Annotated in this window: 29 protein-coding genes; 18 read left to right on the top strand and 11 right to left on the bottom strand. The window is 37.3% G+C overall.

Going from position 1 to position 26,012, the window contains the following annotated elements:
- Positions 1-114: 114 nt before the first annotated feature.
- From LDK52_RS06270 to LDK52_RS06310, 9 genes are all read left to right on the top strand, one after another.
- The gene (locus LDK52_RS06270) at positions 115-909 is read left to right on the top strand and encodes a response regulator transcription factor (RefSeq protein ID WP_277585094.1); all 795 of its coding nucleotides are present in this window, start codon (positions 115-117) and stop codon (positions 907-909) included.
- A gap of 3 nt (positions 910-912) precedes the next feature.
- Positions 913-2,721, top strand: coding sequence for a cache domain-containing sensor histidine kinase (locus tag LDK52_RS06275; protein WP_277585095.1), 1,809 nt, complete (start codon positions 913-915; stop codon positions 2,719-2,721).
- Between the two features lie 251 nt (positions 2,722-2,972).
- Positions 2,973-3,512 (top strand): NADPH-dependent FMN reductase, encoded by a 540-nt coding sequence (locus tag LDK52_RS06280; RefSeq protein WP_277585096.1) that lies wholly within the window; start codon positions 2,973-2,975, stop codon positions 3,510-3,512.
- Between the two features lie 106 nt (positions 3,513-3,618).
- Entirely contained in the window at positions 3,619-3,762 is a 144-nt protein-coding gene (locus LDK52_RS06285) for a hypothetical protein (protein WP_320415345.1), read from the top strand.
- Between the two features lie 66 nt (positions 3,763-3,828).
- Complete coding sequence (locus LDK52_RS06290; RefSeq protein ID WP_277585097.1) at positions 3,829-4,662, top strand: alpha/beta fold hydrolase; 834 nt, start codon at positions 3,829-3,831, stop codon at positions 4,660-4,662.
- Positions 4,663-4,859: 197 nt separating this feature from the next.
- On the top strand, positions 4,860-5,576 hold the full coding sequence (locus tag LDK52_RS06295) for a carboxymuconolactone decarboxylase family protein (RefSeq protein WP_277585098.1): 717 nt from the start codon (positions 4,860-4,862) through the stop codon (positions 5,574-5,576).
- Positions 5,577-5,590: 14 nt separating this feature from the next.
- Entirely contained in the window at positions 5,591-6,277 is a 687-nt protein-coding gene (locus LDK52_RS06300) for a CoA transferase subunit A (RefSeq protein WP_277585099.1), read from the top strand.
- Entirely contained in the window at positions 6,270-6,905 is a 636-nt protein-coding gene (locus LDK52_RS06305) for a 3-oxoacid CoA-transferase subunit B (RefSeq protein ID WP_277585100.1), read from the top strand. Before LDK52_RS06300 ends, LDK52_RS06305 begins: the two co-directional genes overlap by 8 nt.
- A 12-nt stretch (positions 6,906-6,917) precedes the next feature.
- Positions 6,918-8,111 (top strand): thiolase family protein, encoded by a 1,194-nt coding sequence (locus LDK52_RS06310; protein ID WP_277585101.1) that lies wholly within the window; start codon positions 6,918-6,920, stop codon positions 8,109-8,111.
- Positions 8,112-8,169: 58 nt separating this feature from the next.
- Here LDK52_RS06310 and LDK52_RS06315 read toward each other — a convergent pair whose 3' ends face one another.
- Entirely contained in the window at positions 8,170-8,490 is a 321-nt protein-coding gene (locus LDK52_RS06315; protein WP_277585102.1) for a DUF3870 domain-containing protein, read from the bottom strand.
- A gap of 152 nt (positions 8,491-8,642) precedes the next feature.
- On the opposite strand from LDK52_RS06315, the gene LDK52_RS06320 reads away from it, so the two are divergent.
- The 5 genes from LDK52_RS06320 to LDK52_RS06340 are packed head-to-tail and all read left to right on the top strand — an operon-like array spanning position 8,643 to position 13,279.
- Positions 8,643-9,977 (top strand): short-chain fatty acid transporter, encoded by a 1,335-nt coding sequence (locus LDK52_RS06320; protein WP_277585103.1) that lies wholly within the window; start codon positions 8,643-8,645, stop codon positions 9,975-9,977.
- Positions 9,978-9,993: 16 nt separating this feature from the next.
- Positions 9,994-10,641, top strand: coding sequence for a carboxymuconolactone decarboxylase family protein (locus LDK52_RS06325; protein ID WP_479687887.1), 648 nt, complete (start codon positions 9,994-9,996; stop codon positions 10,639-10,641).
- A gap of 13 nt (positions 10,642-10,654) precedes the next feature.
- Positions 10,655-11,542, top strand: a complete 888-nt coding sequence (locus LDK52_RS06330; protein ID WP_277585105.1) for a 3-hydroxyacyl-CoA dehydrogenase NAD-binding domain-containing protein — start codon at positions 10,655-10,657, stop codon at positions 11,540-11,542.
- Positions 11,543-12,586: a zinc-dependent alcohol dehydrogenase gene (locus LDK52_RS06335; RefSeq protein WP_277585106.1), complete on the top strand. Its 1,044-nt coding sequence runs from the start codon at positions 11,543-11,545 to the stop codon at positions 12,584-12,586. It abuts the gene before it with no gap.
- A gap of 12 nt (positions 12,587-12,598) precedes the next feature.
- Complete coding sequence (locus LDK52_RS06340; protein WP_277585107.1) at positions 12,599-13,279, top strand: cyclase family protein; 681 nt, start codon at positions 12,599-12,601, stop codon at positions 13,277-13,279.
- A 55-nt stretch (positions 13,280-13,334) separates the two neighbouring features.
- Here LDK52_RS06340 and LDK52_RS06345 read toward each other — a convergent pair whose 3' ends face one another.
- Together LDK52_RS06345 and LDK52_RS06350 are read right to left on the bottom strand one after the other, a co-directional pair.
- Complete coding sequence (locus LDK52_RS06345; protein ID WP_277585108.1) at positions 13,335-14,009, bottom strand: AlkZ-related protein; 675 nt, start codon at positions 14,007-14,009, stop codon at positions 13,335-13,337.
- 112 nt (positions 14,010-14,121) lie between these two features.
- Positions 14,122-14,826, bottom strand: coding sequence for a DUF421 domain-containing protein (locus LDK52_RS06350; RefSeq protein ID WP_277585109.1), 705 nt, complete (start codon positions 14,824-14,826; stop codon positions 14,122-14,124).
- 173 nt (positions 14,827-14,999) lie between these two features.
- Between LDK52_RS06350 and LDK52_RS06355 the strand changes: the two genes are divergently transcribed.
- Positions 15,000-15,584 carry a Crp/Fnr family transcriptional regulator gene (locus LDK52_RS06355; protein WP_277585110.1) on the top strand — a complete coding sequence of 195 codons (585 nt, stop codon included), beginning with the start codon at positions 15,000-15,002 and terminating at the stop codon, positions 15,582-15,584.
- A 7-nt stretch (positions 15,585-15,591) separates the two neighbouring features.
- Here the strand turns inward: LDK52_RS06355 and LDK52_RS06360 are convergent, their stop codons facing one another.
- The 8 genes from LDK52_RS06360 to LDK52_RS06395 all read right to left on the bottom strand — a co-directional run bounded on the left by LDK52_RS06360 (position 15,592) and on the right by LDK52_RS06395 (position 23,127).
- The gene (locus LDK52_RS06360) at positions 15,592-16,269 is read right to left on the bottom strand and encodes a DUF4386 domain-containing protein (RefSeq protein WP_277585125.1); all 678 of its coding nucleotides are present in this window, start codon (positions 16,267-16,269) and stop codon (positions 15,592-15,594) included.
- A 503-nt stretch (positions 16,270-16,772) separates the two neighbouring features.
- Entirely contained in the window at positions 16,773-17,774 is a 1,002-nt protein-coding gene (locus tag LDK52_RS06365) for a histidinol phosphate phosphatase domain-containing protein (RefSeq protein WP_277585111.1), read from the bottom strand.
- Positions 17,771-18,556: a DeoR/GlpR family DNA-binding transcription regulator gene (locus tag LDK52_RS06370; RefSeq protein ID WP_277585112.1), complete on the bottom strand. Its 786-nt coding sequence runs from the start codon at positions 18,554-18,556 to the stop codon at positions 17,771-17,773. The genes LDK52_RS06365 and LDK52_RS06370 overlap by 4 nt, the downstream gene beginning before the upstream one ends.
- Positions 18,553-19,557, bottom strand: a complete 1,005-nt coding sequence (locus tag LDK52_RS06375) for an ABC transporter ATP-binding protein (protein ID WP_277585113.1) — start codon at positions 19,555-19,557, stop codon at positions 18,553-18,555. Before LDK52_RS06375 ends, LDK52_RS06370 begins: the two co-directional genes overlap by 4 nt.
- Positions 19,554-20,339 carry an ABC transporter permease gene (locus LDK52_RS06380; protein ID WP_277585114.1) on the bottom strand — a complete coding sequence of 262 codons (786 nt, stop codon included), beginning with the start codon at positions 20,337-20,339 and terminating at the stop codon, positions 19,554-19,556. Before LDK52_RS06380 ends, LDK52_RS06375 begins: the two co-directional genes overlap by 4 nt.
- On the bottom strand, positions 20,339-21,172 hold the full coding sequence (locus tag LDK52_RS06385) for an ABC transporter permease (RefSeq protein ID WP_277585115.1): 834 nt from the start codon (positions 21,170-21,172) through the stop codon (positions 20,339-20,341). Before LDK52_RS06385 ends, LDK52_RS06380 begins: the two co-directional genes overlap by 1 nt.
- Before the next feature lie 52 nt (positions 21,173-21,224).
- Positions 21,225-22,049 (bottom strand): alkaline phosphatase family protein, encoded by an 825-nt coding sequence (locus LDK52_RS06390; RefSeq protein ID WP_277585116.1) that lies wholly within the window; start codon positions 22,047-22,049, stop codon positions 21,225-21,227.
- On the bottom strand, positions 22,039-23,127 hold the full coding sequence (locus tag LDK52_RS06395; protein ID WP_277585117.1) for an ABC transporter substrate-binding protein: 1,089 nt from the start codon (positions 23,125-23,127) through the stop codon (positions 22,039-22,041). Before LDK52_RS06395 ends, LDK52_RS06390 begins: the two co-directional genes overlap by 11 nt.
- A gap of 194 nt (positions 23,128-23,321) precedes the next feature.
- Here LDK52_RS06395 and LDK52_RS06400 point away from each other — a divergent pair, with 194 nt between their 5' ends.
- From LDK52_RS06400 to istB, 3 genes are all read left to right on the top strand, one after another.
- Entirely contained in the window at positions 23,322-23,732 is a 411-nt protein-coding gene (locus LDK52_RS06400) for a pyrimidine dimer DNA glycosylase/endonuclease V (protein WP_277585118.1), read from the top strand.
- Positions 23,733-23,914: 182 nt separating this feature from the next.
- Positions 23,915-25,198: an IS21 family transposase gene (gene istA, locus LDK52_RS06405; protein WP_320415346.1), complete on the top strand. Its 1,284-nt coding sequence runs from the start codon at positions 23,915-23,917 to the stop codon at positions 25,196-25,198.
- The gene (gene istB / locus LDK52_RS06410; protein WP_277585119.1) at positions 25,198-25,959 is read left to right on the top strand and encodes an IS21-like element helper ATPase IstB; all 762 of its coding nucleotides are present in this window, start codon (positions 25,198-25,200) and stop codon (positions 25,957-25,959) included. Before istA ends, istB begins: the two co-directional genes overlap by 1 nt.
- The last annotated feature ends 53 nt before the right edge of the window (positions 25,960-26,012 follow it).

Here is a 26,012-nt window from a genome sequence, read left to right on the forward strand (position 1 = left end):
ATCTAGCTATTGGGAAATTGTAATTTATCGTGTACACTAGAGCAAATACAAAAAATGGCATATTAAAATCCTTCTATAACAACAACCACTATTAAATCATTTTGGGGGAATATGATGTATAAATTGATGCTTGTTGAAGATGAACCAGTTATACGTTCTGGCTTAAAACAATATTTCGATTGGAAGCAATTAGGGGTACAAACAATTGTGGAAGCAGAGAATGGTAAAGATGGGGTAGATACTGCGTTAATCGAATTGCCTCACTTGGTCATTACAGATATTCGAATGCCGGTAATGGATGGACTAGAAATGATTGGTCATCTACGCACAAAGCTACCCGATACCGTATTCATTATTCTAACTGGACATAGCGAGTTTGAATATGCACAAAAAGCCATTCACTACGGTGGGGTTCATGATTACTTACTAAAACCTTTACAGTATGAAAAGAGTTTTTCCGTTATTGTGGAATGTATAGAAAAAATTCGTTTAAAGCAACTAGCATCTCAAGAAACTATAGACAGCACACTAGATATACTTGGTAACTCTTTAATTTTGAGTACGTTGGAGTCACTTTCTCCAGAAGATCTTCAACTCTTCAAGAAAATTGAAACCTATATAACAAAACATATTAACCAAGAGTTAACCCTTAATATGGTTGCTGAACACTTCTTTTATAATCCATCGTATCTAAGTCGACTATTCAAATCAAAACTAAATATTAACTACATGACCTTCGTAAGCGAAATCAGAATTAGATACGCTCTCGAATGTCTCAAAGAATCTAAATACTCCATAAATGATGTTTCGCTTATGTGTGGATATAAAAGCTATAAACATTTTGTAAAATTATTTAAACATATTTCACAAATGACTCCTACAGAATATAGAAAACAACTAAGGATATAATGTATGAACCGACTAAAACGACTCTTCCAATTATTTCAGTTTAAATATGTTAATTTTCAAATTTTTAGCCTGATGATTATTACGATTACTATTCCACTATTAATTTTGTCGGTTATTATATATATCTTTTCTATCCAATCATCAAAAAGTGAATATCAAAATAGCTCAAACCTTATTCTGAACAATTTATCATTCAATTTCGATCAATATTTACGCAGTGTTGAAATTGGCGCTTTAACAGCTCATATGGATAGCAGACTTCAAAATGCACTAGAAAATTGGGGGAAAACGGATTCGGAGAAAGATTATATTCAAAGTCTAGAATACGAGAATGCAATTGAACACTTCATCAGTAGTATTGAAATGACTATCGATAATGTAGACAGTGTACAGATTTTTTTAGATAACCGCGTATTTTATTCGAGTTTTAAGAGAGCTGTTTACGACGTGAGTAACCTACCGAACGAGGAATGGTACAAAAAAACGGTGGAGAAAAAAGGAAAAATAGTGTTATTTGGAACTCATCAACCATTTCATCGACCCAATTCAAATGAATCGGTTATATCCATTGCAAGAGTCATTAACAAAAGCGGCACGAGAAATCCATTAGGGGTTTTACTAATCGATATCCGTTTAGATTCACTACGCAATATCTTAAACCTATCAGAGAATAGCAATCGAAACTTTGTTATTATCGACGACGTCGGGAAGATTATTTATGCTTCTGATTTAAATCAGATTAACTTTAATAGGACATTTAAAACACCTGTTCAGCAAGCAGTTGCTAACTCCCAAACAGATACAGGAAGCTTCTATGCTGATGTAGACGGAGTTGACTCTTTTTTTAACTATGTGACTTCCCCTTACTCTGGTTGGACAGTAATCCAATATATTGAGGAACAAGAAATGACGAAACATGCGAATCTGCTACGTCAGGTTATTTTGTGGTTGGCACTTTTCTCCCTTGCTATGGCTATGTTATTTATGGTAATTCTATATTCACGTGTAACAAAACCAATTATCTTTTTAAGTAAGCAAGTGAAAAAAATTGGAAGTGGAAAATTCAATGTAAACTTAACTAGTGAACGTCAAGATGAATTTGGTGTCCTATATCAAGGAATCAGTAAAATGACTACTAACTTAAAGGATTATATTGAGAGAGCCTCTTATCTTAAGGCTCAACAACAACTAGCACATTATCGTGCATTAAAAAGTCAGGTCAATCCACACTTTTTAGCAAACGCTCTCGAATCAATTCAAATGAAAGCAGTCATAAACAAACAACGAGATATAGCAGAAATGATTGGTCTTCTTGGACAGTTATTTCGAGTCACTATCCAAAGCGGAAAAGAAACAATCACGTTAGAAGAAGAACTGACTCATATTCGTTTGTATATCCAAGTACAGCAAATGCGGTTTGGAGACAAAATACAATATATTGAAACCTTAGAACCACAAAGTAAATCAATACAAATCGTACACTTTTCACTTCAGCCACTGGTGGAAAACGCGATTGTTCATGGTTTAGAACCGAAGCTTGGACAAGGGATTCTTGAAGTTTCTTCTACTATTTCAGGAAAAGACCTCCTTATTAAGATTCAAGATAATGGAGTTGGCATAGATCCCGAGCAAGTACAGCACTTACGAGATCACCTAGAAGAATCCTCTAATACTTTAACGGAAGAACATATCGGGCTCAAAAATGTTCACGAACAAATTCGTTATTATTTTGGTAACAAATATGGAATTACTATTGAAAGTGTTTTAGGTGAAGGCACTATTTTAACAGTTCGAATTCCAGCACTTTCCTAAACTAAAAGTCACTTCAGTCTCTCAATCTAAAAGGGCCGTTTTCGGTTCCTTTTTATTTTCAGAAATTTCTAAAATTACGAATGCGAGTCAATTATTTTGACTTACTTTTAGTAACCTTCTATACTAACAAAGGACTCAGGTGAAGACATCCTACAATACAAAACGTATCGTATCATTAACAACCAGCAGTCACATACTTACAATGGAAATCAACATAAATTCCATTAAATAGACCTCGGAGGGAACACATCATGAAAATAGTAGCAATCGTAGGAAGTATCCGCAAAGAATCATTAAATTTACAACTAGCAAAACATATACAAGCACGCTATGCGGATAAGTTTGAGTTAGAAATTTTAGACTTAAAACCAATCCCTATGTATAACCAAGATATCGAGTTAGATGCACCACCAGAAGTATTAGACTTTAAAGCAAAAGTAAAAGCAGCAGACGCTGTTCTTTGGTTAACACCAGAATATAATTCTACAATCCCAGGTGTTTTAGGAAACGCAATTGACTGGATGAGTCGTGTAGATAAAGTAATGAACAATAAACCATCCATGATTATGGGAGCTTCTATGGGTGCTATGGGCACTGTAAAAGCACAAATGCATTTACGTGATATTCTATTCGCAAGTGGTTTAAACTCACCACTATTGCCAATGAATGAAGTATACGTTGGAGCAGCACATACAAAATTCAATGACAATGGCGAATTAACAGACCAAGCAACTATTGAATTTTTAGATACTGTGATCGCTAACTTCCTAGAATGGATGAAAAATAACTAATAATACTAAAACACCTCTTCTTTAATGAAGAGGTGTTTTTAAAAGGAGACAACTATGCATAAAAACCTATTTAATTTACGAAAAACGGAAAAAGCTTGAAGGTCAGATGTGCATAGACCATGATGGTACAATTCCTGGCCTTACAAAGCTAGCAGATAAAATTCACTCAAGTGGAGCGAAGGCAATCGTTCAGCTATATCAGCTATCCATTTATATTGTTGTTAGAGATTTGTTTCAAACTGTAAATTAAAATTTTGACATTTCTGGATAGAAGGTGTACAAATTACTCTATACTTTGTACAAAAGGAGGATACATATGCAATATCGTTCAATTGAAGTTAATGGTGGTACTTTGGCTTATGCAGACTACGAAGGAACACAAGGTGTAATTATTGGTATTCATGGATTAACAGGAAATAGTAAACAGCTCCATTACTATGCAGAATTACTTAAAGGTGATTACCGATTTATTTCTGTTGATCTAAGAGGTCGTGGAAATAGTTCTGAAGCTACAGAATATACCGGTATCGAGCAGCATACACAGGATATTATCAGTTTAATAGATGCATTAAATATACAAAATCCAATACTAATGGGTTACTCAATGGGTGGATTTATTATGTCTAATGTCGCTAGTAAGAGAGATGATGTAAAAGGTCTTATCTTACTAGATGGTGCTGCGACTTGTACGGATCATCAGCGAAAAATAGTAGAGCCTTCGCTAGGACGTATTAGTAAACACTACGAAACTCCAGAAGCCTACTTAGAAGAAATCAAGAGAATCTATAGTAATCTTGGAGTAGTTTGGGATGAGCATATGGAAAGTGTTGGTCGTTATGAGTTAACCGAAGTGGATGGTCATTGGGAGAACAAATCGGATGAAACAAAAATTCGCCAAGACTTCCAGAGCTTCTATGATTACAAGCCTGCCGAAGTATTTCCTGGAGTAGAATGTCCAGTACTATTAGTGCATTCGACTGGTGAGATCGGTACGATGCCAGCATTATTTTTAGCTGAGTCATATATTGAAACGCAACAATACGCAAAAAATATCCATAAAATCACAACCGACAGCAATCACTATACACTTGTTTTCGCGGAACGTAACGATGTAAACCCGACAATAAAGGAATTTGTACAAAAATTATAAATAAAGCTTGAATTTTATTCAGTTTTATGTGAATAATTATGTAACCATAAATATAAAGCCTATCAGGTGGCTACAGAGAAATGACCTTTCTTTGTTATTCCCCACTTGACTGTTGGCCACACTACTCTTAAAAGACACTACTATTGTGTTTTGGACGTAGTGTGGCCTTTTATTATATAAAAAGGAGCTGAAAAAATATGTCGACTGGATTAGATTACTTCAAAAAGGTTTATGATGTCGTACCAGGTTGGGTTCAAAAAATGCATGATTATAACCCAGCTATGCTAGATCATTACACTGCGTTACGCGGAGCAGCAATGTCGGAAGGTGTACTTTCGGTAAAAGAAAAGGATATTTTACTAGTTGGTATTAACTCTGCTCGACATTATGCACGAAGCATGGTTTATCATACAAAAGGTGCAATTGATGGTGGTGCTACGCTGGAAGAATTGGTTGAGTATTTACTTGTAGCATATAACTACGGTGGAGAAAAAGCATTACAAATTGGGCTTCAATCGTTTGAATATGCACTTGAGCTAACTGGCACACAAGCCGAGAAAGTTTCACATGATGCAACAGCATTAGAAATTGTACGTTATTATGCACAGTTTGCTTCCAATGACGATATCAAAAACTACTACGAACAGCTTCTATCTCTTTTGGTATCAAAAGATGAAAACGCTTTATCTGAGAAATTACTTGAAACAAATGTAGTAAATGAACAAATGAAATATATTTTAATGACTGGTATTTACACTACGGTATTAAAAAATACCGAAACTGAGTACTGGGCTGAAAAAGCACGTGAAAAAGGGGTAGATGAACCTCGCTTAGCGGAACTTGGGTACATTTGTTTGTTAACAGCAGGTATCCCTTCTTGGTTTGAAATTAGTGACGCACTTATACAAAAATAACGGAGTGAAAAAACATGAAATTTTATAATTCGGCAGAAGAGGCACTGGAATGTGTTCAATCCGGTCAAACGATTATGGTTGGTGGCTTCGGTTTAGTTGGTGGTCCACTAACATTGATCGATACATTAGTAGAACTTGATGTTAATGACTTAACGATTATTAGTAATAACCTCGGCGAGCAAGGACAAGGCTTAGGGAAATTACTTGAACAAAAGAAAGTCAAAAAAGCAATAGGTTCTTATTTTACTGGTAATAGAGATGTCGGCGATGCCTTCCAACGCGGAGAGATTGATATTGAGTTATTGCCACAAGGTACATTAGCAGAATCTATTCGAGCTGGTGGCGCCGGGATTGCCGGGTATTATACAAAAACCTCTTTTGGCACTGATTTAGCGAAAGGGAAAGAAACGAAGATGTTTAAGGATGAGGAATACGTTTTAGAAGAAGCATTACAGGCAGACGTAGCCATTATTCGTGCCTATAAAGCTGATACATTAGGCAATCTCGTGTATTACAAAACAGCACGTAACTTCAACCCGCTTATGGCAACTGCTGCTAAAACAGTTATTGTCGAAGTGGATGAAATAGTAGAAGCCGGCGAACTTAAAAGTGATGAAATCGCTACACCACACCTATTCGTCGATCGCGTTATCCTAGCGAAAAAAGTTTTGACAAAGGAAGGTGTCGTCGAACATGGCTAATCCAATTCAAGAAGCTATTGCTAAACGTGCTGCGCAAGAGTTAGAACAAGGACAAATTGTTAACTTAGGCATTGGTATTCCAACACTTGTGGCAAACTACGTAGACCATAACCATGTGTACTTACACACCGAAAACGGGATGCTTGGTGTCGAGGATGTTTTGGAAGAAGATATAGATCCAAATATCGTCAATGCAGGGAAATTTGCAGTTGGAGAAGCGGTTGGTGCCTCTTACTTTGATAGCGCAGCATCCTTTGCCATGATTCGCGGTGGTCACGTAGATGTAGCTATTCTAGGAGTTCTACAAGTAGATGAGCATGCACGTATTGCCAACTGGGCCGTTCCAGGAAAAAACATTATCGGTGTGGGCGGTGCAATGGATTTATTAGTTGGTGCTCGTAAAGTCATTGTAACGACTACTCATACATCCAAAGATGGAAAAAGTAAAATTTTGAAGGAATGTAAGTACCCTATTACATCCACTCGAAGTGTAAATACTATTATTACGGATTTAGCTGTTTTTAATTACATCGATGGTCAACTACATTTAGTTGAATTAATGCCTGGCGCTGATTTAGAAACAGTAGAAACTAATACGGAAGCAACATTTGTAAATAGCTTGAAATAAGGAGGAATCATCGTGAAGGAAGTAGTTATTGTAGAAGGAGTACGTACTGCAATTGGAAAGCTCGGCGGCTCACTAATGACTCAGACTGCTGATTACTTAGGTGCTGCTGTTATAAAAGAACTACTGGCTCGCACGCAAATCGACCCTCATGAAGTCGATGAAGTTATTTTTGGCCAAGCAAAACAAAGTGCTGACCAGTCTAATGTTGCTCGCCTTGCTTCATTACGTGCAGATATCCCTCTTGAAGTGCCTGGTTACACGGTGCATCGTCAATGTGGTTCTGGACTACAATCTATTAATAATGCCGCACAGCAAATTGCACTTGGGTTAAGTGATGTGATTATCGCAGGTGGGACAGAATCGATGAGTACTGCCCCTTACTATATTCGTAATGCCAGATACGGTTTTAATGTAGGAAATAGCCAAGTATTAGACCCAAATACGGAAAGTCAACCCGGCTCACAACCAGAATCATATGGTCTAACAACAATGGGTGAAACAGCTGAAAATCTTGCTGAAAAATACTCCATTACTCGTGAAGCGCAGGATGCATTTGCCTATCAAAGTCAGTTACGTACTGAAAATGCTATTAAAAATGGCTACTTTGAAAAACAAATTGTCCCGTATGAGATTAAAACACGCAAAACAACGGAAGTATTCAAAGTCGATGAACATCCACGACTGACACCTATAGAAAAGCTTGCTACTTTAAAACCAGTTTTCCGCGAGGGTGGATCAGTAACTGCCGCTAACGCTAGTGGTCGTAATGATGGAGCCGCAGCCCTTCTCGTTATGTCAAAAGAAAAAGCCGAAGAGCTAGGTCTTCAGCCAAAGGTTAAAATCATTGCTCAAGCTGCTGCTGGAGTAGACCCTTCTATTATGGGTATTGGACCTGTTCCAGCTACATTAAAAGCTTTAAAACAAGCCGGTCTTTCCATTGAAGACATTGATGTGATTGAGCTCAATGAAGCCTTTGCTTCCCAGTCACTTGCTGTTATCGAAGAACTAGGCTTAGATCAAAGCAAAGTAAATCCTAACGGTGGAGCTATTGCAATGGGACATCCTATTGGTGCGACTGGTGCGATCTTAATGACGAAACTTATTCATGAATTAGAGCGTACAGGCAAGCGTTATGGACTAGTCACACTTTGTATTGCAGGTGGATTAGGCATCACAACAATCGTGGAAAATTGCCAAGCAAAATAGAAGAAAATTCTCCTAAAAGAGTTTTCTTCTAAAAAATATTAATGTTTAAGTCTAAATCTTATTTACCTATTTTTTCTAAATATCTTTTCTGTGCAGACTTTAAAGCAACAATAACCGCTCCGCTTGAAGGGGCCAAATAATGCTCTTCAATACGGTCGATTAAAATATGGATATCCGATGTAAAGTCAAAGTCTAATAACATGCGTTGAAAGAAATTTTGTGCTAACTCTGTTATGAATGTAAATTCGGCACTTACTATTTTATGTGTTAGTTTATCGATTTCAAGTACAATACCTGCGTGCTTATAGGTTTCGTACATAGCTGTACCTTGTGGTGCTTTTGCATATGCAGTCACTAATACGGTATTTAATTGTTGCATAAATAGGACCTCCATTTATTTAAACTAGATACATTTTAGCATAGTTATTCTGAAGATTAGGCATTGTCATGCAAATAAGATTTAATATTTCAAATTACAAAAATTATATGGGAGTAATTGATGCAAGTATAACAATTTTAGGGGGATATTATATGGAAAGATTAACGAATTTCTTTACATCTGTTATGAGAAAGTATTTACCAGATCCATTCGTATTTGCGATTGGTTTAACGATTTTAACATTTATTTTAGCGCTATTAATCGAGGATATATCATTCCTCAATTTAACAAGTTCATGGGGTGACGGTTTTTGGAACCTTTTAGCGTTCACTACACAAATGGCTGTCATTTTAGCTATGGGTTATGTACTAGCAACAGCACCAATTACAGATCGCTTCTTGAATAAGATTGCGACTTACGTGCATACACCTAAGGCAGCAATTATTGTCGCTACATTAGTAGGTGGATTCGGTAGTTACTTGAACTGGGGATTCGGATTAGTTATCGGTGGAATAATCGCTAAAAAATTAGCTTTAAAAGTGAAAGGTGTTCATTACCCTTTAATTATCGCTGCTGCCTATTCTGGTTTCACATTTTATGGATTAGGTCTTTCTGCTTCTATACCAATTTTAATCTCAACACCTGGTCATTTTTTAGAGGAAAGTATGGGACTTATCGCTTTATCTGAAACTATTTTTAGTTTACCAATGATTATCACAGCTATTTTCTTGTTCATCACATTACCACTTTTCAATGCAATGCTTCATCCAAAAGACCCGAAAAATGTGAGAGAAATTGATCCTACTTTACACTCAGATACGAAAAAATTAAAAATAAATGTGTTGGATGATGAAAACACATTTGCTAACAAATTAAATAATAGCCGTCTGCTTTCTTATTCAATTGGGATTTTAGGTTTTATTTACGTAGTAATTCATTTTACTAGTGGGAAGTCATTAGACTTAAATATCCTTAACTTTATGATTTTATTCCTGGGGATTATTTTACTTGGTACTCCTGCAAAATATACAGAGCATTTATCAGATGGTATCAAAACTGTATCCGGGATTATTCTTCAATTCCCATTCTATGCTGGTATTATGGCAATCATGGCTGCTTCTGGCTTAGTAGATACAATTTCACAAGTATTCGTTGATATCTCCACTCAGCATTCATTGCCGTTTTGGGGCTTGATTAGTTCTTTCTTTATTAACTTCTTTGCACCATCTGCAGGCGGTCACTGGGCAGTTCAAGGTCCTTTCATGATTGATGCCGCTAAAGAATTGGGAACTTCACTTGGAGAGACTTCAATGTCCGTTATGCTTGGGAATGCTTGGAATGATTTAGTACAACCATTCTGGATTTTACCAGCATTAGCACTATCTCGTTTAAAACTAAAAGACATCATGGGCTTCCTAGTAATGATTATGTTCTACGTTGGAATTGTTTATATCGTTGCTACACTAGCTTGGGCTTACCTATTATAAAAATAAAAAAGGGTCATTGTTTTCATCACAATGGCTCTTTCAATTATATGGAGGTTTCATCATGCACACTTTGCTAAACGATTCTCATCTTTCTAAAAAAGAAAAGTCTTTACTATTAGTTGGTTTATTTGCTGCTCGTCGCGAAGAACAGGCTATGCTTCACTTCACAGAAGTGGCCGTTGAGGCAGGCAATACAGTACAGGAAATTGCTGAACTAATTTCCGCTGCCATTATTTCTCGAGGAATCCCAGCCTGGTTATCGGGGATTGAGGCTATTACGATGGCTATTGAACTAACAGGTAAAGCTGAATCTACAATAGAACTACAGAGTGTTTCTTCTTTCTCCAATCAACAAGAATGCATAAGCTACTATCAATCAGAATTTGAACAGCTTCCAAAGTGGATTGCGTATTTAGTAGATTTTGCACCTGATACACTATTAAAGTATAGCAATTTACGCACGACTTCCCTTCGTGACGGGGGAGTGTCACGTTACTTAAAGGAACTACTTTTATACGCAATTAACCTTTGCGATCAATACCCAAAAGGCATAGATATTCACAAAACGAATGCGATTCAAATGGGTGCTACTGATGATGTGCTGAAAGATATTCGGACTATTTGTATTTATGCAGTTGGTATTCAAGCTGTTCTGAAGTATTAAGGAGATGAATCATTTGAAGCATGTATGCATAATTGGTGGTGGATTTATGGGGACTGCCCTTACTAAGTATTTTTTGGATGCACAAATAAAGGTATCACTTTACGAAGGTTTTACTGCACGTCGCCAGGAATTAATGGTAGATAAAGCTTTTCAAGAAGTACTCTTTTTAGAATCTATTGAGGATTGTAAAGAAGTAGATTTTGTCATCGAGGCAATTACGGAAAATTTAGAAGCAAAGCAACATTTATTCGAAAGCATAGAAGATTTTTTCCCTACTTCTACTACCTTTTGTACAAACACATCGAGTTATTTAATCAGTTCAATAGCAGAAAACGTAAAACATAAGGAAAGAGTCATTGGTACACATTTCTTTTCACCAGCACATATTACTCCTTTAGTAGAAGTTATTCCAAGTGCTTTTACAGATGAACATCATATCCAAAAAACGATGGCCTTTCTACAGTCCATTCATAAAAAGCCAGTACTGCTTAAAAAAGAAATTCAAGGATTTGTGGCAAATAGACTTCAAAGTGCGCTATCACGCGAAGCAATGTCTCTTGTCCAAAAAGGCATTGTCTCACCTGAAGAACTGGATTTCATAGCTAAATGGAGTTTAGGTATTCGACTAGCCAATACTGGTCCTCTTGAACAGCGAGATATTAATGGGCTCGATACGCATATGGCTATTGTGAAATACGTTTATCCTACTCTAGAAAATGGTATCGAACCATTATCGATTCATGAACAGCTAATAGAAGACAAACGATTCGGCATGAAGACAAATGAAGGTTTTTATGATTGGTCCACAACGGACAAAAAACAATATCTAGCCCAGAAAGATGACTTTTTACTAAATATTATTAGAGCTGTTTCAGCTCAAGATGAAGAGGTGAATGAATAAATGCATAACAAAGTACTTGTAAAAAATTCATCAGCTCAAAAGGATATAAAATTTGAGTCTTACGAAATACCAGAACTAAAACCCCATCAAAGCTTATTAAAAGTGAATGCTGTTGGAATATGTGGCAGTGATTTACATATGTATGATGGGCATGGAGGTTATGACTGGGTAACCTACCCTCTTGTATTAGGGCATGAGGTTACTGGTAAAGTCGTTGCGGTCGGTGAAGGGGAAATCCCACCACAACGCATGGTCATTAATCCTTATAAAAGCTGTGGCGTATGTGAGTTCTGCCTTACAGGTGATAGTAACCGCTGTGATTTCGATGATTATAAATATATAAAAACACCGACAGAAGCTTTACGTTATGGCTTTCGCGAACCAGGTGGAATGGCAGAATACATGGTTGTGGACAATAAAAATCTAATCCCAATTCAGGATGAGGTAACAGATGAGGTTGCTGCAATTTCGGAGGCTTTAGCCGTCAGTTATACCGCTGTGGTGAAAATAGAAAACTTTGCACAAAAGTCTATCCTAGTAGTTGGTCCAGGACCGATTGGCTTAGGCGTAGCAGCTATCTTAGTCGGATCAGGTAATCCACAAGTGGTAATGTTAGGTACTGCTATTGATAAAGATCGTCTTCAGCTTGCTAAAGACATTGGAGTTTCCAAGATTTTTCAAAATGCAGAGGATATTCCACATGAACAATTCAAAGGTTTTGATGCTATTATTGACTGTTCTGGTCATCCAACTATTCCAAATACAGCACTACGCCTTTTAAAACGAGGTGGTGAACTTATCTTAGTTGGCATTAATCCCGCTAATTTTTCTATTCCAATGGATCAAATCGTTCGTGGAGAAATCAGTATAAAAGGAAGCTACGGCATTACCCAATCAAATTATGAAGCTGTTTTATCGCTTGCAGCAGATCCTCGCTTTCCTTTCCAAAAACTAATTGCGCAAACCGTGCCATTTAATGATTGCCTCGAAGGATTTGAAAGCGCATTAAACAAAGCATCAGGTAAAATTGTTATTAAAATGTAAGGAGGAACTTTTATGAAACTAATTGATTTATCTTTAGAAATTTACGATGGACTTCGCTCTTATACGTCACATCCACCTATTGCTATTGCAGAGGAATCTACTTTTGAGAACTCGGGGCATCGTTATGTGGCTCCCTGTGAAGGTTTTGAATCTCGCATGCTAAAAATGTCCGACCATAGTGGTACGCATATTGATGCACCTTTACACTTTATGCGTGATGGTCAATCTACAGCTGAAATGGATCTCACAAAAGCGTACGGAGAAGCTGTACTATTAGATGTGTCCGATTTTAAAGATCCTTTTCAGGCGGTAACACGTGAAATGTTGGAAGAAGCTGAAAAACGCCAAGGTATTACTGTTCAACCTGATGACATTGTTCTTACTCGTACACGAAAGCTTCCGTGGGGTGAAGGGGCATTTTATGAGGAACATGCCTTTGCACCTTGTGCTGGTGACTGGCTCGTAGAAAAACAAGTAAAATGTATAGGATTAGATTTGGCGAATATCGACATTCACGACAATATGATGCGCGAAGTACATTTAAAGCTATTAAGTGTTCCTATTTATATAGTAGAAAACTTAGTGAATCTACATCAGCTTCCTTTAAATGAACGCTTCACTTTCATGGCATTGCCACTCAATCTAAAAAATGCAACTGCTTCACCTGTTCGTGCTGTGGCGTTTATCAAATAACATCACTTTTAGAGTACTCTTACTTTATAGAAAGAGTACTCTAATTACGTTATTATTATCCAAATATTTTCTCAAATCTAGTTAAAGATTCATTACTACATACTTTCGAAAAGTGAGCTAAAAGATATTTCTTTGCATCTTCTCTTTTCATGTCAATAACTGCTATTTTATTTCTGCTTGTCCAAGAATCATAAGTTTCAAAGGATGTACTACTCCAACCATTCTTTTCACCATCTACATTCCTTCTTTCATGTATGCCCGAGATGACAATATCCATCGTTCCCTGTAAATCGAGTAATGCATTTTCAAACTCTTTCTTTTTCTCCTTTTCCTTTAGCCCTGCCTTTACCCTTAACGCTCTCGTATCGATCCCTGCTTCTTGATTGATAATCTTATATAAGCTTAATGCTTCCTTTGATATATTTCCGTTAAAATAGCGTTCTTCAACTGATTCATTATGTCCCAAGACTAATTTTATATATGGCAGAAGCTGACGAGATACTAATATTGATTTTTTCTTGATAAATTTCCCGTATCCTGCAACCCCGTCAGAAGAAAACTTAGTCCTCCAGATCCAAGGGTCAAATTCTGTATCAGAATGCCAATTTTCTTGTATAGTTATGCTATTCAGAGAAGGATACCCAGGGATTAAGGAAGCCAGAGGAAGTAATCCGAGTTCCTCGATTACTTTTATTGCATCTTCATATGTTTTAGCTTTATAATCTATCAACTTCTACAACTCCTTTATATATGGTCCCTGTGCAGCAAACAAACAGGAAAGTTTGAACATTCACGATTGTTTTAACTAACATGAATGTTTCTTACACAGGGTCCAATTCATTTCACTTATACAAAAAAACCTTCAAATTGTCTTTTTGATCAATAGTAGCGAGGAGAACATTTTTTATTTCGGTCTGGAATTGAATTTTTAAGTTTGAAACTAACCATTCTTCGTCCTTATTGATTTGCTTTAACTCCTTTAATTCAAGTTTTCCATCCTTGATGATTAACTTTGGCAAGTCAAAAGGCTCTGCTATTAGCTGGTAGTATGCAGGTGTAAGTGGATTATACTTGGGATCTAAAAATACGGAAATTTTTCCGTCTGCCTCCCAGATAGCTAATGCCACTTTCTTCACATCTTCTACTTTTTCCTCCCGTAACTCTTCTAATAATACATCAATGGATATTCGTGCCTTTTTTAATCCTGCATAAATGATTTCTCCATCCTTTACAAGATTGATGGGTGGAGCGGTAATCAGCCTTCTAAACCAAGGCCATTTTAGCATTAGGAAAATACCACTAAGATATAAGGAAACCAATACTACTGTTGTAATAATAGATCCTTTAAGCCCCAACCTCTCATCTGATAACGGTTGTGCAATAAGATTTCCAATGACTAAAGCTATAACAAAATCTAATAGTCTTAGTTGGGAGATGGCACGCTGACCCATTGCTTTAGCAACAACCACTAAAAAGATAAACGCAACAACAGCGCGAAGAATCCACTCAATCGTAGTAAGTGTTTCCTGACTTTGAAAAAAATCCATAGGACACATCCTTTTCTCACAAAAGCTAACTACAACTTAGTTTGTGCGGATGTCATTTTATTAGTCATAGTATGGGGATAAAAATAACGAACCATTTAAATTAATGAACATAAATCTCCACTCTTATTTATAGTATTATAGTATTAAATGTGTTTGGATAAAAGGAGAGCAAAATGAAAAGTATATTGTATAAGTATATGTCTAAATTCACTTCTCTTACCGAAGAACAACAAAAGACCATCGCAAATGAAATAAAGATCGATGAATTTAAAAAGGGAACAATCCTTCTTAGACAAGGAGATGTTCCCACCAAATGTTATTTTGTGTTAAAGGGATGCATAAGGCAATACTCTGTAAATGAAGAAGGAAAAGAAGTAACGTCCAATTTTTACACAGAAGAACAAGCAATTGCAGTTTTCAATAATCATAAACTAGATAAATCATCCGAATACACTTTTACGTGTCTGGAGGACTCTGTATTGGTTAAAGGCGAATTAGATACGGAACAGGACATGTATACCAAATATACTCAATTGGAAATTATGACGCGAAAGATGATCGAGGAAAACTTTGGTAAGGTTCAAGAGGAATTTGCTACATTTATCGCCTCGACCCCTGAAGAGCGTTTTAAGACGCTATTACTAAAACGACCTCAACTAATTGGTCGTGTACCCCAACATCAATTGGCAAGCTATCTCGGAATTACTCCAGAGTCACTAAGTAGAATTAAAAAACGTGTAGAAATAGATCACAGCTAAGCGGAAGTCACGACTTAATTGTGACTTTTCCTCCTTTGAATAGTAGCCATAATCCAAAGCCTAATTCTCCTGCAATCATTGGTATATTAAAAATTAGCTCCATTGTTGCAATAATATTTTGTTCAATGAGTAATGTTTTGCCAAGGTGAATTACCATATAGCCTATTGCCGCAATTACCAACAGGCTAGAAATAATTTTAGGGATACTACTTGATTGGAAGGCAATCCATCCCACAACTAGTAGATGTAAACCAAAAACAATTAATCCAACAGACCAAATCACTTCAAATGCTTCCAAGTACAAAGTAATATCTGCTTGAAGCTGATTTGCTAATGATGCATCATTTGAGAGCAGTAACACAAAGACTAAATTAAGAATGGCGATTCCTAATATTGCTGCATAAGTAAGACGCAACCAGGAAGCTAGCAGTGCTAATTCCTGATTAACCGGCTTTAGGAAGATATAAAAAGACCAAGCGACAATTACATCCAGGATTAAAATAACGACCCAACCTACTATTTCAGCTTTGAACAGCAAAATGGATGATGCGATATTCTGATAAGTTGTGCTTATATCACCAGGTACGACAAGACTACTGTGGGCATAACCATAAGAAAATCCTGCAACAATAGCCATAATGATCAGTGATATACCCGAAATAATAGCAGCCTTTCTCAAACTTATTACGTTCTTTTGTGAGCTAATAATAAAATAACCCCCTACTATTGTTTTCACTTTATTGTAATAGAGGGGTTAAGATGTTTCATTGACTTAAATCAAGACCGTCCCTGTTTTGAATCTTGTTTTTTGGCGAATCGTAAATTAAGCGCTTCGAATCGCAAGGTCTACCTCGAGAATCGCAATATACTTCAGGGAAATCGCAAGGCCAGGTCCGCGAATCGCAAGTCGAAACGTGATTTGGGGCGAATCGCAAATTAGGTGCTTCGAATCGCAAGGTCTACCTCGAGAATCGCAATATACTTTCGGTTAATCGCAAGGTCAGGTCCGAAAATCGCAAGTTGAAACGTGGTTTGGGGCGAATCGCAAATTAAACGCTTCAAATCGCAAGGTCTACCTCGAGAATCGCAATATACTTCCGGTTAATCGCAAGGTCAGGTCCGCAAATCGCAAGTTGAAACGTGGTTTGGGGCGAATCGCAAGGTGAATCTAATGTTTCTTACACATGGTCAAATGGAAAAGTCCTTCTTCTCTCTTCGTTCAAACCCTACAAGCTTCTCCACGCCTAAGGACTTCAGCATATCCGCATTCACAACAGTATACTTTCCTAAATCATCTGGGAAATGGGAATCCGAAGATACCGTAAATTCTACCCCACGATCCACTAATACCTTCACAAACGCAGGACCTGGACACATTTCTTGTACCGGGTATCGATAGAATAATCCCGCATTCACTTCCGTAGCAGTCCCCGTTTCCACGAGTGCATCTGCAATTCGCTTATACCAATTCATCATAAATTCCGTATCATCCACTTTAAATTTGAATACTTTCAAATTATCTAAATGCGCTACAAAGTCAAACAACTCCGACCGAATAGCTTTCTCCACAGTCGTAAAAAATCGCTCATACAATGCCTTCAAATCCATATCTTCAAATTTATTCGCTGTTTGTGGATTATCAAATCCCCATCCATCTACAAAATGAACCGAGCCAATCACGTAATCCCACGGGTACTCGCTTAGCAACTCTGTTAGCTCCGCTTCACTGCCGACAAAATAATCTGCCTCCATACCAAGCTTCAGCTCTATTCCTTCTCGATGCCATTTCTCTTTGGACCGCATAATAATATCCACAAAATTATTCATATCTTCCGTCATGACACTGTCCAACCAATATCGCTGCATCTTTCCTAAATCTGATTCATCTAAGATTAAATTCTTTTCGAAATAAGCTTTCGTCTCTTTAAAACGGTATAAATGATCCACAATGCCAACTTCCTTTAATCCGAGCTGTTTTGCACGTATCAAGTAAAAGTCTAACCATTCTTCACTATAACAACCTTGATCTAATCTATGTTTCAATACGTTTGTTTGCCAAGTTATAAATTCCTTTGAGCCCTTTTCCAAGCCTTCTGGCGAATGAAAAGCAGTAATTGCCTGAGAAGTTCGCTCCAACCAACCAAATGAGTATGGACCTTCCTCTAAATGTACATGATAATCCATTTTCATTTATACTTACCTCCATCTGCCACAGTCCATTGTCCTTCAAACGTCGTCCAACTAGTCGGACGTGCTTCATTACAAATAACTTCTGAAATATCATTCAAATTACATATCTCATAAAAAGATTTTTGGTTTATCTTCGTAGTATCCGCTAGCAATATATGATCATAACTATTTTCTATCATTTTTGTAGAAACAAGTGATTCATCCAAATCGTAGTCAAAAACGATTCCTTCATCTATCCCACCGCATGATAAAAATGCTTTATCCAAATTCATACGACTAAGCCATTCTAATGTCATTGCTCCAGACACGGAAGATTGTTCAGGGTTTGTCGTCCCTCCAAGCAAAATCACTTTACCAGTCATTCTTTTTTCTTCCAAAGCTAAGTTGAACCTTACCGCAGCAGAAATCGAATTCGTTACGACCGTTACATTATTTACTTCCACGAGAAAATCCGCCATGTGGACAGTGGTCGTCCCAACATCTACCGCAATTGTATCTCCGTCCATAATACGCATAGCTGCAAGACGAGCAATTTCACGTTTAGCCTCTTTTTGCATATCCAACTTTCGTAAATACTCAGGCTCTTTTCGTAAGTTGATAAACTTCACAGCACCACCATGCACTCTTGTTAACAAATGCTGTTCCTCTAACTCATCAAAATCACGACGAATCGTTTCTGGTGCCACATTCAACTCTTCTGCAATAACGGAGACAACAATTTGCCGTTCAAATTCTAGCTTACTTAAAATATGTTCAAAACGTTCTAATTTGGAGTACATCATAATAATGCAACCACATCTTCTTGTGATACATAGCATCGATACTTATTTCCGAGCTCTACCGAAGACCCTCGATCATGTAACTGCTCCACGGAAAAAGTACGTTCACCTACTTGAAAAACAGTTCGAATGACATTCCCACTCATTACTGCTTCTTTTGCAATACCTGTAAAACAGAAATCTCCTTCGTTTGCTTTTAAATGAATAGCCTCCGGGCGAATTGCAAACTTCTGCCGTTCTCCAGGTAGTTTCCCACCAATCATCTGCTCTAATTCTTCCCGTGTAAATACATTATAATGCCCGATGAAATTGGCAACGAACTCACTTTCCGGTTTTGTGTAAATCTCTGTTGGAGACCCTTCTTGCGCAATTTCCCCTTTATTCATCACGAATATTTTATCCGATACAGCCATTGCTTCTTCTTGGTCATGCGTAACTAAAACCATGGTCATGCCAAGCTCTGTTTGAATCGAACGTAAATCTGCTTGTAACTTTTTACGAATTTGTGCATCTAATGCACTTAGTGGTTCATCTAAAAGCAATACTTTTGGGCGTACGATCAATGCTCTTGCAAGTGCAACTCGTTGTTGCTGTCCTCCGGATAATTCATGTGGAAATGCATGCTCTTTATCAGATAAGTGCACTAGTGCTAATGTATCTTTCACTTTTTCCACTATTTCAATGGCGTTCATTTTTTTCATTTTCAACCCGAATGCAACGTTCTCTTTTACAGTCATATTCGGAAATAATGCATAGGACTGAAACACCATTCCAACTTCACGATTTTTCGGTTGGATGTTGTTCATATTTTTCCCTTCGATTTTCACAGATCCGGAAGTCGCATCTGTCAAACCAGCAATAATACGTAAAATTGTACTTTTGCCGCAGCCACTCGGTCCAAGTAACGTAACAAATTCTCCATTTTCAATCGTCATATCAATATTTGATAATACCGCATTCGTGCCATAAGTTTTATGCAGGCCTTCTATTACAACATAACTCATACTTTTGCAGCCCCTTTTGATCGTTTCGTTAACATCGATATGATAAATGTTAAAATACCCATTAATACTAAGTAAACAAACACAACGCTACTCGCAATATGACCGCTCGTACTCAACTTTTTCATCAAATAGATTTGAACCGTTTCAAACCTTGAACCTACAACCAAATTGATCAATACAAATTCACCGAACAACACGGAAAATGACAATAACGCACCTGCAAACAGTCCCGGATATACTGCTGGTAATAATATTTTCGTAAAGGCTTGTGCTTTAGATGCACCTAATAACTCCGCAGCATCCAATAACTGTCTTGCATTTACACTGCGCAAACTATTACGCGTCCCTTGATAAATATAAGGTAAAATACTAATCACATAGGCCCCCAGGACCGCTAAAATCATCGGCACTCCTATATGAGCATACGCACGTATCAACCCAACTGCTAATATAACACCCGGAAATGCATAGACCATAACGACCGCCGCTTGAATCCATTTCTCATACTTTGGAAAATAAAGAACGATAACAAAAATCGCTGGCACAATGAACAATAAAGCAAGCAGTACCGCTCCTCCAGAGAGTAAAACCGATCGTCCAAATGCCTCGATAAAACTACTATCCTGAAATAACGTTGAGATCCATTTAAACGTTAGCCCTTCCGGTAACACCGTTTTGTTCCAATTAGTTGCAAACGCATAAAGCATCGTTGCTAAAATAGGGAGGAATAAATATAAAAGAAGGAAGAAAAAAAATAGATCTGCAAAACCTCTCTTTTTCACTATAAATTCCTCCTTGTTTTCTTAATACTCCACTCACTTAGCAGCATCGCGATAACCATCGTCACTCCAAGCAACACTGCAACCGCACTTGCAAGTTCTGGCTGTGCAAAAATATCACCACTTATTAATGCACCAATTCGAATGGCGACTAAATTATAATTACTGCCTGTTAACGCATAGGCAGACGCATACGCACCCATCGCATTCGCAAAAAGGACACTAAATGTCCCAACAATCCCTGGAAGCATAATAGGAACTCCAATTTTTCTCCAAAATTGAAAAGTCGATGCCCCAAGTAGCGCAGCTGCATCCTTCCATTGTTGCTGAATACCGTAGTAAATTGGATATAAAAGCATCAATGATAAAGGTAACTGGAAGTAAATATACACAAGTAGTAATCCACTCCAGCTATATAAAGAGAACGACGCTAACGAATCGATTCCCCATTTTTCAAATAACAGTGTGAACAAACCACTATTACCCAATAAAACGATAAAAGCAAACGCTAGTGGAATACCAGAAAAATTCGATGTCAAATTCGAAATCATTAAAATCCGCTCACGCACCGGCTCTGAAAAACGCATGATCGCATACACCGCAAACAACGTTACAATTAGCGCAATAATAGCCGAAACTGCAGACAGCGTAATACTATTTTTAAATCCTTGTAAAATATATCTACTCGTCAAAACCTCATGATAATGACCGAACGTAAATCCATCCCCACTACTAAAACTTGAAATAACCATATATAGCAATGGTACGATAAAAAATAACAAGACAAGTACTAAAAACGGCAATATCCAAACGAACAATTGCTTTTTAGAAGTCAACTAACATCACTACTTCCTTTTTAAAGTGAAAAAAGAGGCACTTGGCCCCTTTTTAGTTGCGTACACCGTTCAGAAGAAGAGGAACCATTTCCCCTGAAGGCTCTATCTCTAATAATTGGCAAACTAAAGGTGCCACTTGTAACTGTGAAACAATACCTTCATTAATACCCGGCTTCACTTTATCCGACAATACAAACATCGGAACATGTCGATCTTCTATCGTATTACCTCCATGATTTCCATCGCTCGTCATGCCGTGATCAGCCGTTACAATTACTTCATATCCTTGCTCTAAGCATTTAGGGATAAACATCGATAGAATGGCATCTACCGCTAGTACACGATTACGATATCCCTTGGAATCTGCCGTAAACTTATGACCATCATCATCCACATTCATCGGATGAATATATAAAAAGTCAGGGTTTTTATTATCCAGTAACCAAGCCGCTTCAGCGAATAAATGACTATCTGGATAGTGGTCTTCAAAATAGAATAGTCCATCTTTAATCGGGAGATCCGTATCCAATTGAATACGATCTGTAAAATGATTAAAAGGAGCATGATTATACAGTTCACTCACCCAATAGTAAGCAGCAGCAGCGGTTGTTTTTCCGTTGCTTTTTACTAAATGGAATAAGCTTGTTTGATTGGATAAACGTACGGTAGCATTACTTGTAACACCATGAATAATTGGTGGTGTCCCCGTTAAAATCGTCTCATATAGTGGGCGAGATAATGATGGTACTTCTGAGCGCACTTCATAGCGCGCACCAGCATCTCTTTCCACTAAATGTTGCATGAATCCCATATGTGTACATGCGGTATCGAATCGAAGGGCATCTACGACTATTAGAACTACACGCTTATTTGACATGGATTAACACCTGTTCTTGGTACATTTGTGGAATTTGTTTCGTTGTTTCTTCCCACGCTTTTTGATCGCCAACTGGTTTTGCATTTGCATACATTTCCTCAGGTAATAATAATGCTTTTACTTCTGCTGAAAGCTCTACGTTTTCACGAATAGGACGAGCATACCCTTTTGCCAGATTTTCTTGTCCAGCATCCGATAAAATATATTCACGTGTTAACATCGCAGCATGTGGATTTTTTGCGTATTTATTAATAACTGTTGCATATCCAGAAATAACTGAACCTTCTTCTGGAATGACTATGTCAAAGCGTGACTCATCAATTTGACTACGGTAGCCTAACGAGTTGAAATCCCACATAATTGCTACATCAATCTCTCCTTTTTCCAAGTTTGCAACGGTTGCGTCACCTTGTAAACGACCTTGTTTTGCAAGCTCTGCGAAGAAATCAATTCCTGGTTGTAAATTTGTCTCATCTCCACCATAAGCCATTGCCGCTGCTAAAATAGCAAACTGCGCTTGGTTGGCAGTTAATGCATCCCCAATACTTACATTAAAATCACCGTTTTTAATGTCTTCCCATGATTTAGGTGGATTTTTTACATTATTTGTATCTGTTAAAAAGGACATTGTTCCTGTATATCCAACAACCCAGTGGCCTTCATCGTCTTTTGCCCAATCCGGAATATCGTCCCAGTAAGAAGTTTTATAAGCTAATGTTAGATCTTTGTCTTTCGCAATCGGTCCAAACGCTATACCAACGTCTCCGATATCAGCCGTTGCATCTTCCTTCTCAGCTTCAAACTTAGCAAGTTCTTCTGCGCTCGACATATCTGTATCTACATGTTCTAAATTGTACTCAGTGCCAAGCTCTTCCCATGTTTCTACCCAGTTCGCCCAAGTATCTGGCATACCTACTGAATTTACCGTGCCTTCTTCTTTAGCTTTTGTTGTAATCTCATCTACTGATAAATCGTTGCCATTAACTGTTGACTCTGCCGAACTATCTGAACAAGCCGCCAAAATAGATACTGCTAATACACCGACTAAACTTTTTTTCCAGACTCGTTTAAAAGACATTAATGAAAACCTCCATTTGTTTATGTTTGTTTTGATTTGCTTACAAGGATTATTCTACAAAACAAACATTAAGCAAGTATGGATGAGTTTATAATGTTAAGTAAAAATTGTTTAGGTATTGTGAAGTTCCAACCTTTTTCTTAACAGTCCTTCCTATCAATGCCGTACAATAGGTAGAAAGGGAGTTGATCTGATTGCGTTTATGGCATCAAAATTTACTAAATGTTTTACCAAAGTCTCAGCTGCTAGCACAGTGGCGTGAGTTAAATAGCATATTTGCAAAGGAAGATCGTCATATTTTGATTAACTATATTTATGACTATTCGAAAGATGATTTGTTTGCCTATACGCAACTTGTTCTGCATGAAATGCGTGCCCGCTATATTAATATTCGCACGATAGATAAAATGGATCGTTATTTCGCAGAAGGACCTTTTGAAGAGGTAACACATCCATTCGTTCATCATCATAACGAAGAATATTTGGAGATATGTTATTTTAATCTTAAAGAGAAGTATATTCGTGGGCAGAAAGATTTTGATGGGGAGCGTTATGAGGCTTTAAAGAAAGTTTATGAAGATATGAAGGGAGAAACTCGCTCCTAAGTTTCGCAAATCGCAAGGTCGACACCGAGAATCGCAAGATACTTCAGGAAAATCGCAAGGTCAGGACCGCAAATCGCAAGCTGAAACGTGGGTACAAATGTTAATTTAAATATGTACAAAGTTGCTTGAATAAATATGGACAAAAATGATCACTTCTTTATAATAATTTTGAGGTGATTAAGATGTACATATCGTTAAATGTTGAAATGGATTTTGAAGTTAAAGGTCTAGACGACCTTCCAAAATTTAAACAAATAATGGAGCAACTAAAAATGAAAATAAATAAGAGTGAACTAGCAAGGGAATTAGGGGTAGATCGAAGAACGATAGAAAAGTATCTGAATGGCTTTATCCCAAAACGTACGCGTAATAAACCATCCAAAATAGATGAATATTACTCGATTATATCTGTACTACTTTCAGAGGACTCCATACAAAAATTCTATTATCGTCGAGTACTTTGGCAATATCTCAAAGATAATCATGGGCTTGATTGTGGAGCTTCTACATTTCGTGCTTACATTAGTAAAATCCCTGAATTTAATGCCTATTTTGAAGAAGACAAACGTATTCCTTCTCCCAAGGGAACTGTCCGTTTCGAAACTCCACCTGGTAAACAGGCACAGTTGGATTGGAAAGAGAGTATACTTTTTGAAACAAAAGATGGGCAAAAGGTGGAGGTTAATGTAGCAGCACTAATCCTTTCTCACTCACGGATGCGCAGGTTTTATTTGAGTATTTCCAAGTCACAGAGTGTCTTACTAACCTTCTTGACAGAAACCTTCGAAGCTTTTGGAGGTGTACCAACAGAAATTGTCACGGATAATATGAAAACAGTCATGGATGAAGCGAGGACAGAATATTCTTCTGGAAAAGTAAACGCCAAGTTCGCACAATTCGCCAATGACTTTGGTTTTAAAGTGAAACCTTGTATTGCAGGACGACCAAGAACGAAAGGGAAAATAGAAACAACGATGAAACTATTAGAGGAAATTCATGCTTATCAAGGTCAATTGACCTTAGAAGAGTTGCATCAGTTTGTAGAAGATTTATGTAATCGAATTAATCATGGAGTACATCAAGGGACAGGTAAAATCCCAATTCTAGAGTTCCAAAAAGAAAGGAATCACCTACTCCAGCTACCAACTGAAAAAGTAAGGGATTCCTATCGCATCAAACATACGCTTGTAAAAGTCAATGCTTCAAACATGATTTCCTACAAGTCTAATCAGTACTCCGTACCATCGAAATACCAAGGGAAAAACGTAGGACTACAAGTGTACGATGACCAATTATGGATTTATTATAACACGGAGCTTATCGCACAACATCCTATAAGCAACAAAAAACTAAACTATCAAGAATCGCATTATCAGGAGGCTATGGCTGTTTCCATGCCCAAGTACCCAGATATTGAGGATCTAGCTAAACGAAATTTAGCAACGATAGGAGACGTGTATAAATAATGAACCCAATTTCAACGAATTATCAACAACTATTATTTAACTTAGATTATTTAAAATTGAAGCAAATGACCTTACATCTCGACGAAGTCTTAGACTTCAGCGTGCATAATGAACTGTCCATCATCGATACACTCATTAAATTAACAAGTTATGAAATTGATGTTCGCGAGCAAAATATGACACAAGCTATGGTAAAGGTGGGTGCTTTCCCCCACCGGAAAGAGATAAAAGATTTTGATTTTACCTTTCAACCATCTATTAATCAGCAACTAATTTTAGACTTTTTAACACTTCGCTTTTTAGAGGCTAATGAGAACATAGTTTTCTTGGGGCCAAGTGGGGTTGGAAAAACCCATTTGGCAACATCGATTGGAATTGCCGCAGCAAAGAAAAGAACTAGCACTTATTTTATTAAGTGCCATGATTTAATCCAAAATCTAAAAAGAGCCCGACTTGAAAATCGATTAGAAAGTCGTTTAAAACATTACTCCAAATATAAGCTGTTAATAGTCGATGAGATTGGCTATCTCCCAATTGAGGCAGAGGATGCGAAGCTATTCTTTCAATTAATCGATATGCGATACGAGAAGAAAAGCACGATCCTTACGACAAATGCAAACTTTAATACGTGGGACGAAGTCTTCCAGGAGGCTAAGTTAGCCAATGCAATATTAGACCGAGTTTTACATCACGCAACCGTCGTTTCAATTGTAGGAGATTCTTATAGATTGAAGAATCATTTAACGAAGGAAAACGAGTAATTTTGTACATACTTACGCAAGCGGAAATGTACATATTTGTGTTGACATTTATA

It is taken from the genome of Psychrobacillus antarcticus, from assembly GCF_029533155.1.
Classification (GTDB): domain Bacteria; phylum Bacillota; class Bacilli; order Bacillales_A; family Planococcaceae; genus Psychrobacillus; species Psychrobacillus antarcticus.

Coding starts and splice junctions, on each gene's coding strand:
- LDK52_RS06295 (WP_277585098.1), top strand. CDS start 4,860: ATGTCGACTGGATTAGATTACTTCAAAAAGGTTTATGATGTCGTACCA.
- LDK52_RS06370 (WP_277585112.1), bottom strand. CDS start 18,556: ATGATGTACTCCAAATTAGAACGTTTTGAACATATTTTAAGTAAGCTA.
- LDK52_RS06285 (WP_320415345.1), top strand. CDS start 3,619: ATGTGCATAGACCATGATGGTACAATTCCTGGCCTTACAAAGCTAGCA.
- LDK52_RS06270 (WP_277585094.1), top strand. CDS start 115: ATGTATAAATTGATGCTTGTTGAAGATGAACCAGTTATACGTTCTGGC.
- LDK52_RS06320 (WP_277585103.1), top strand. CDS start 8,643: ATGGAAAGATTAACGAATTTCTTTACATCTGTTATGAGAAAGTATTTA.
- LDK52_RS06275 (WP_277585095.1), top strand. CDS start 913: ATGAACCGACTAAAACGACTCTTCCAATTATTTCAGTTTAAATATGTT.
- LDK52_RS06340 (WP_277585107.1), top strand. CDS start 12,599: ATGAAACTAATTGATTTATCTTTAGAAATTTACGATGGACTTCGCTCT.
- LDK52_RS06395 (WP_277585117.1), bottom strand. CDS start 23,127: ATGTCTTTTAAACGAGTCTGGAAAAAAAGTTTAGTCGGTGTATTAGCA.
- istB (WP_277585119.1), top strand. CDS start 25,198: ATGAACCCAATTTCAACGAATTATCAACAACTATTATTTAACTTAGAT.
- LDK52_RS06315 (WP_277585102.1), bottom strand. CDS start 8,490: ATGCAACAATTAAATACCGTATTAGTGACTGCATATGCAAAAGCACCA.
- LDK52_RS06290 (WP_277585097.1), top strand. CDS start 3,829: ATGCAATATCGTTCAATTGAAGTTAATGGTGGTACTTTGGCTTATGCA.
- LDK52_RS06350 (WP_277585109.1), bottom strand. CDS start 14,826: ATGGATTTTTTTCAAAGTCAGGAAACACTTACTACGATTGAGTGGATT.
- LDK52_RS06355 (WP_277585110.1), top strand. CDS start 15,000: ATGAAAAGTATATTGTATAAGTATATGTCTAAATTCACTTCTCTTACC.
- LDK52_RS06390 (WP_277585116.1), bottom strand. CDS start 22,049: ATGTCAAATAAGCGTGTAGTTCTAATAGTCGTAGATGCCCTTCGATTC.
- LDK52_RS06365 (WP_277585111.1), bottom strand. CDS start 17,774: ATGAAAATGGATTATCATGTACATTTAGAGGAAGGTCCATACTCATTT.
- LDK52_RS06280 (WP_277585096.1), top strand. CDS start 2,973: ATGAAAATAGTAGCAATCGTAGGAAGTATCCGCAAAGAATCATTAAAT.
- LDK52_RS06375 (WP_277585113.1), bottom strand. CDS start 19,557: ATGAGTTATGTTGTAATAGAAGGCCTGCATAAAACTTATGGCACGAAT.
- LDK52_RS06335 (WP_277585106.1), top strand. CDS start 11,543: ATGCATAACAAAGTACTTGTAAAAAATTCATCAGCTCAAAAGGATATA.
- istA (WP_320415346.1), top strand. CDS start 23,915: ATGTACATATCGTTAAATGTTGAAATGGATTTTGAAGTTAAAGGTCTA.
- LDK52_RS06300 (WP_277585099.1), top strand. CDS start 5,591: ATGAAATTTTATAATTCGGCAGAAGAGGCACTGGAATGTGTTCAATCC.
- LDK52_RS06305 (WP_277585100.1), top strand. CDS start 6,270: ATGGCTAATCCAATTCAAGAAGCTATTGCTAAACGTGCTGCGCAAGAG.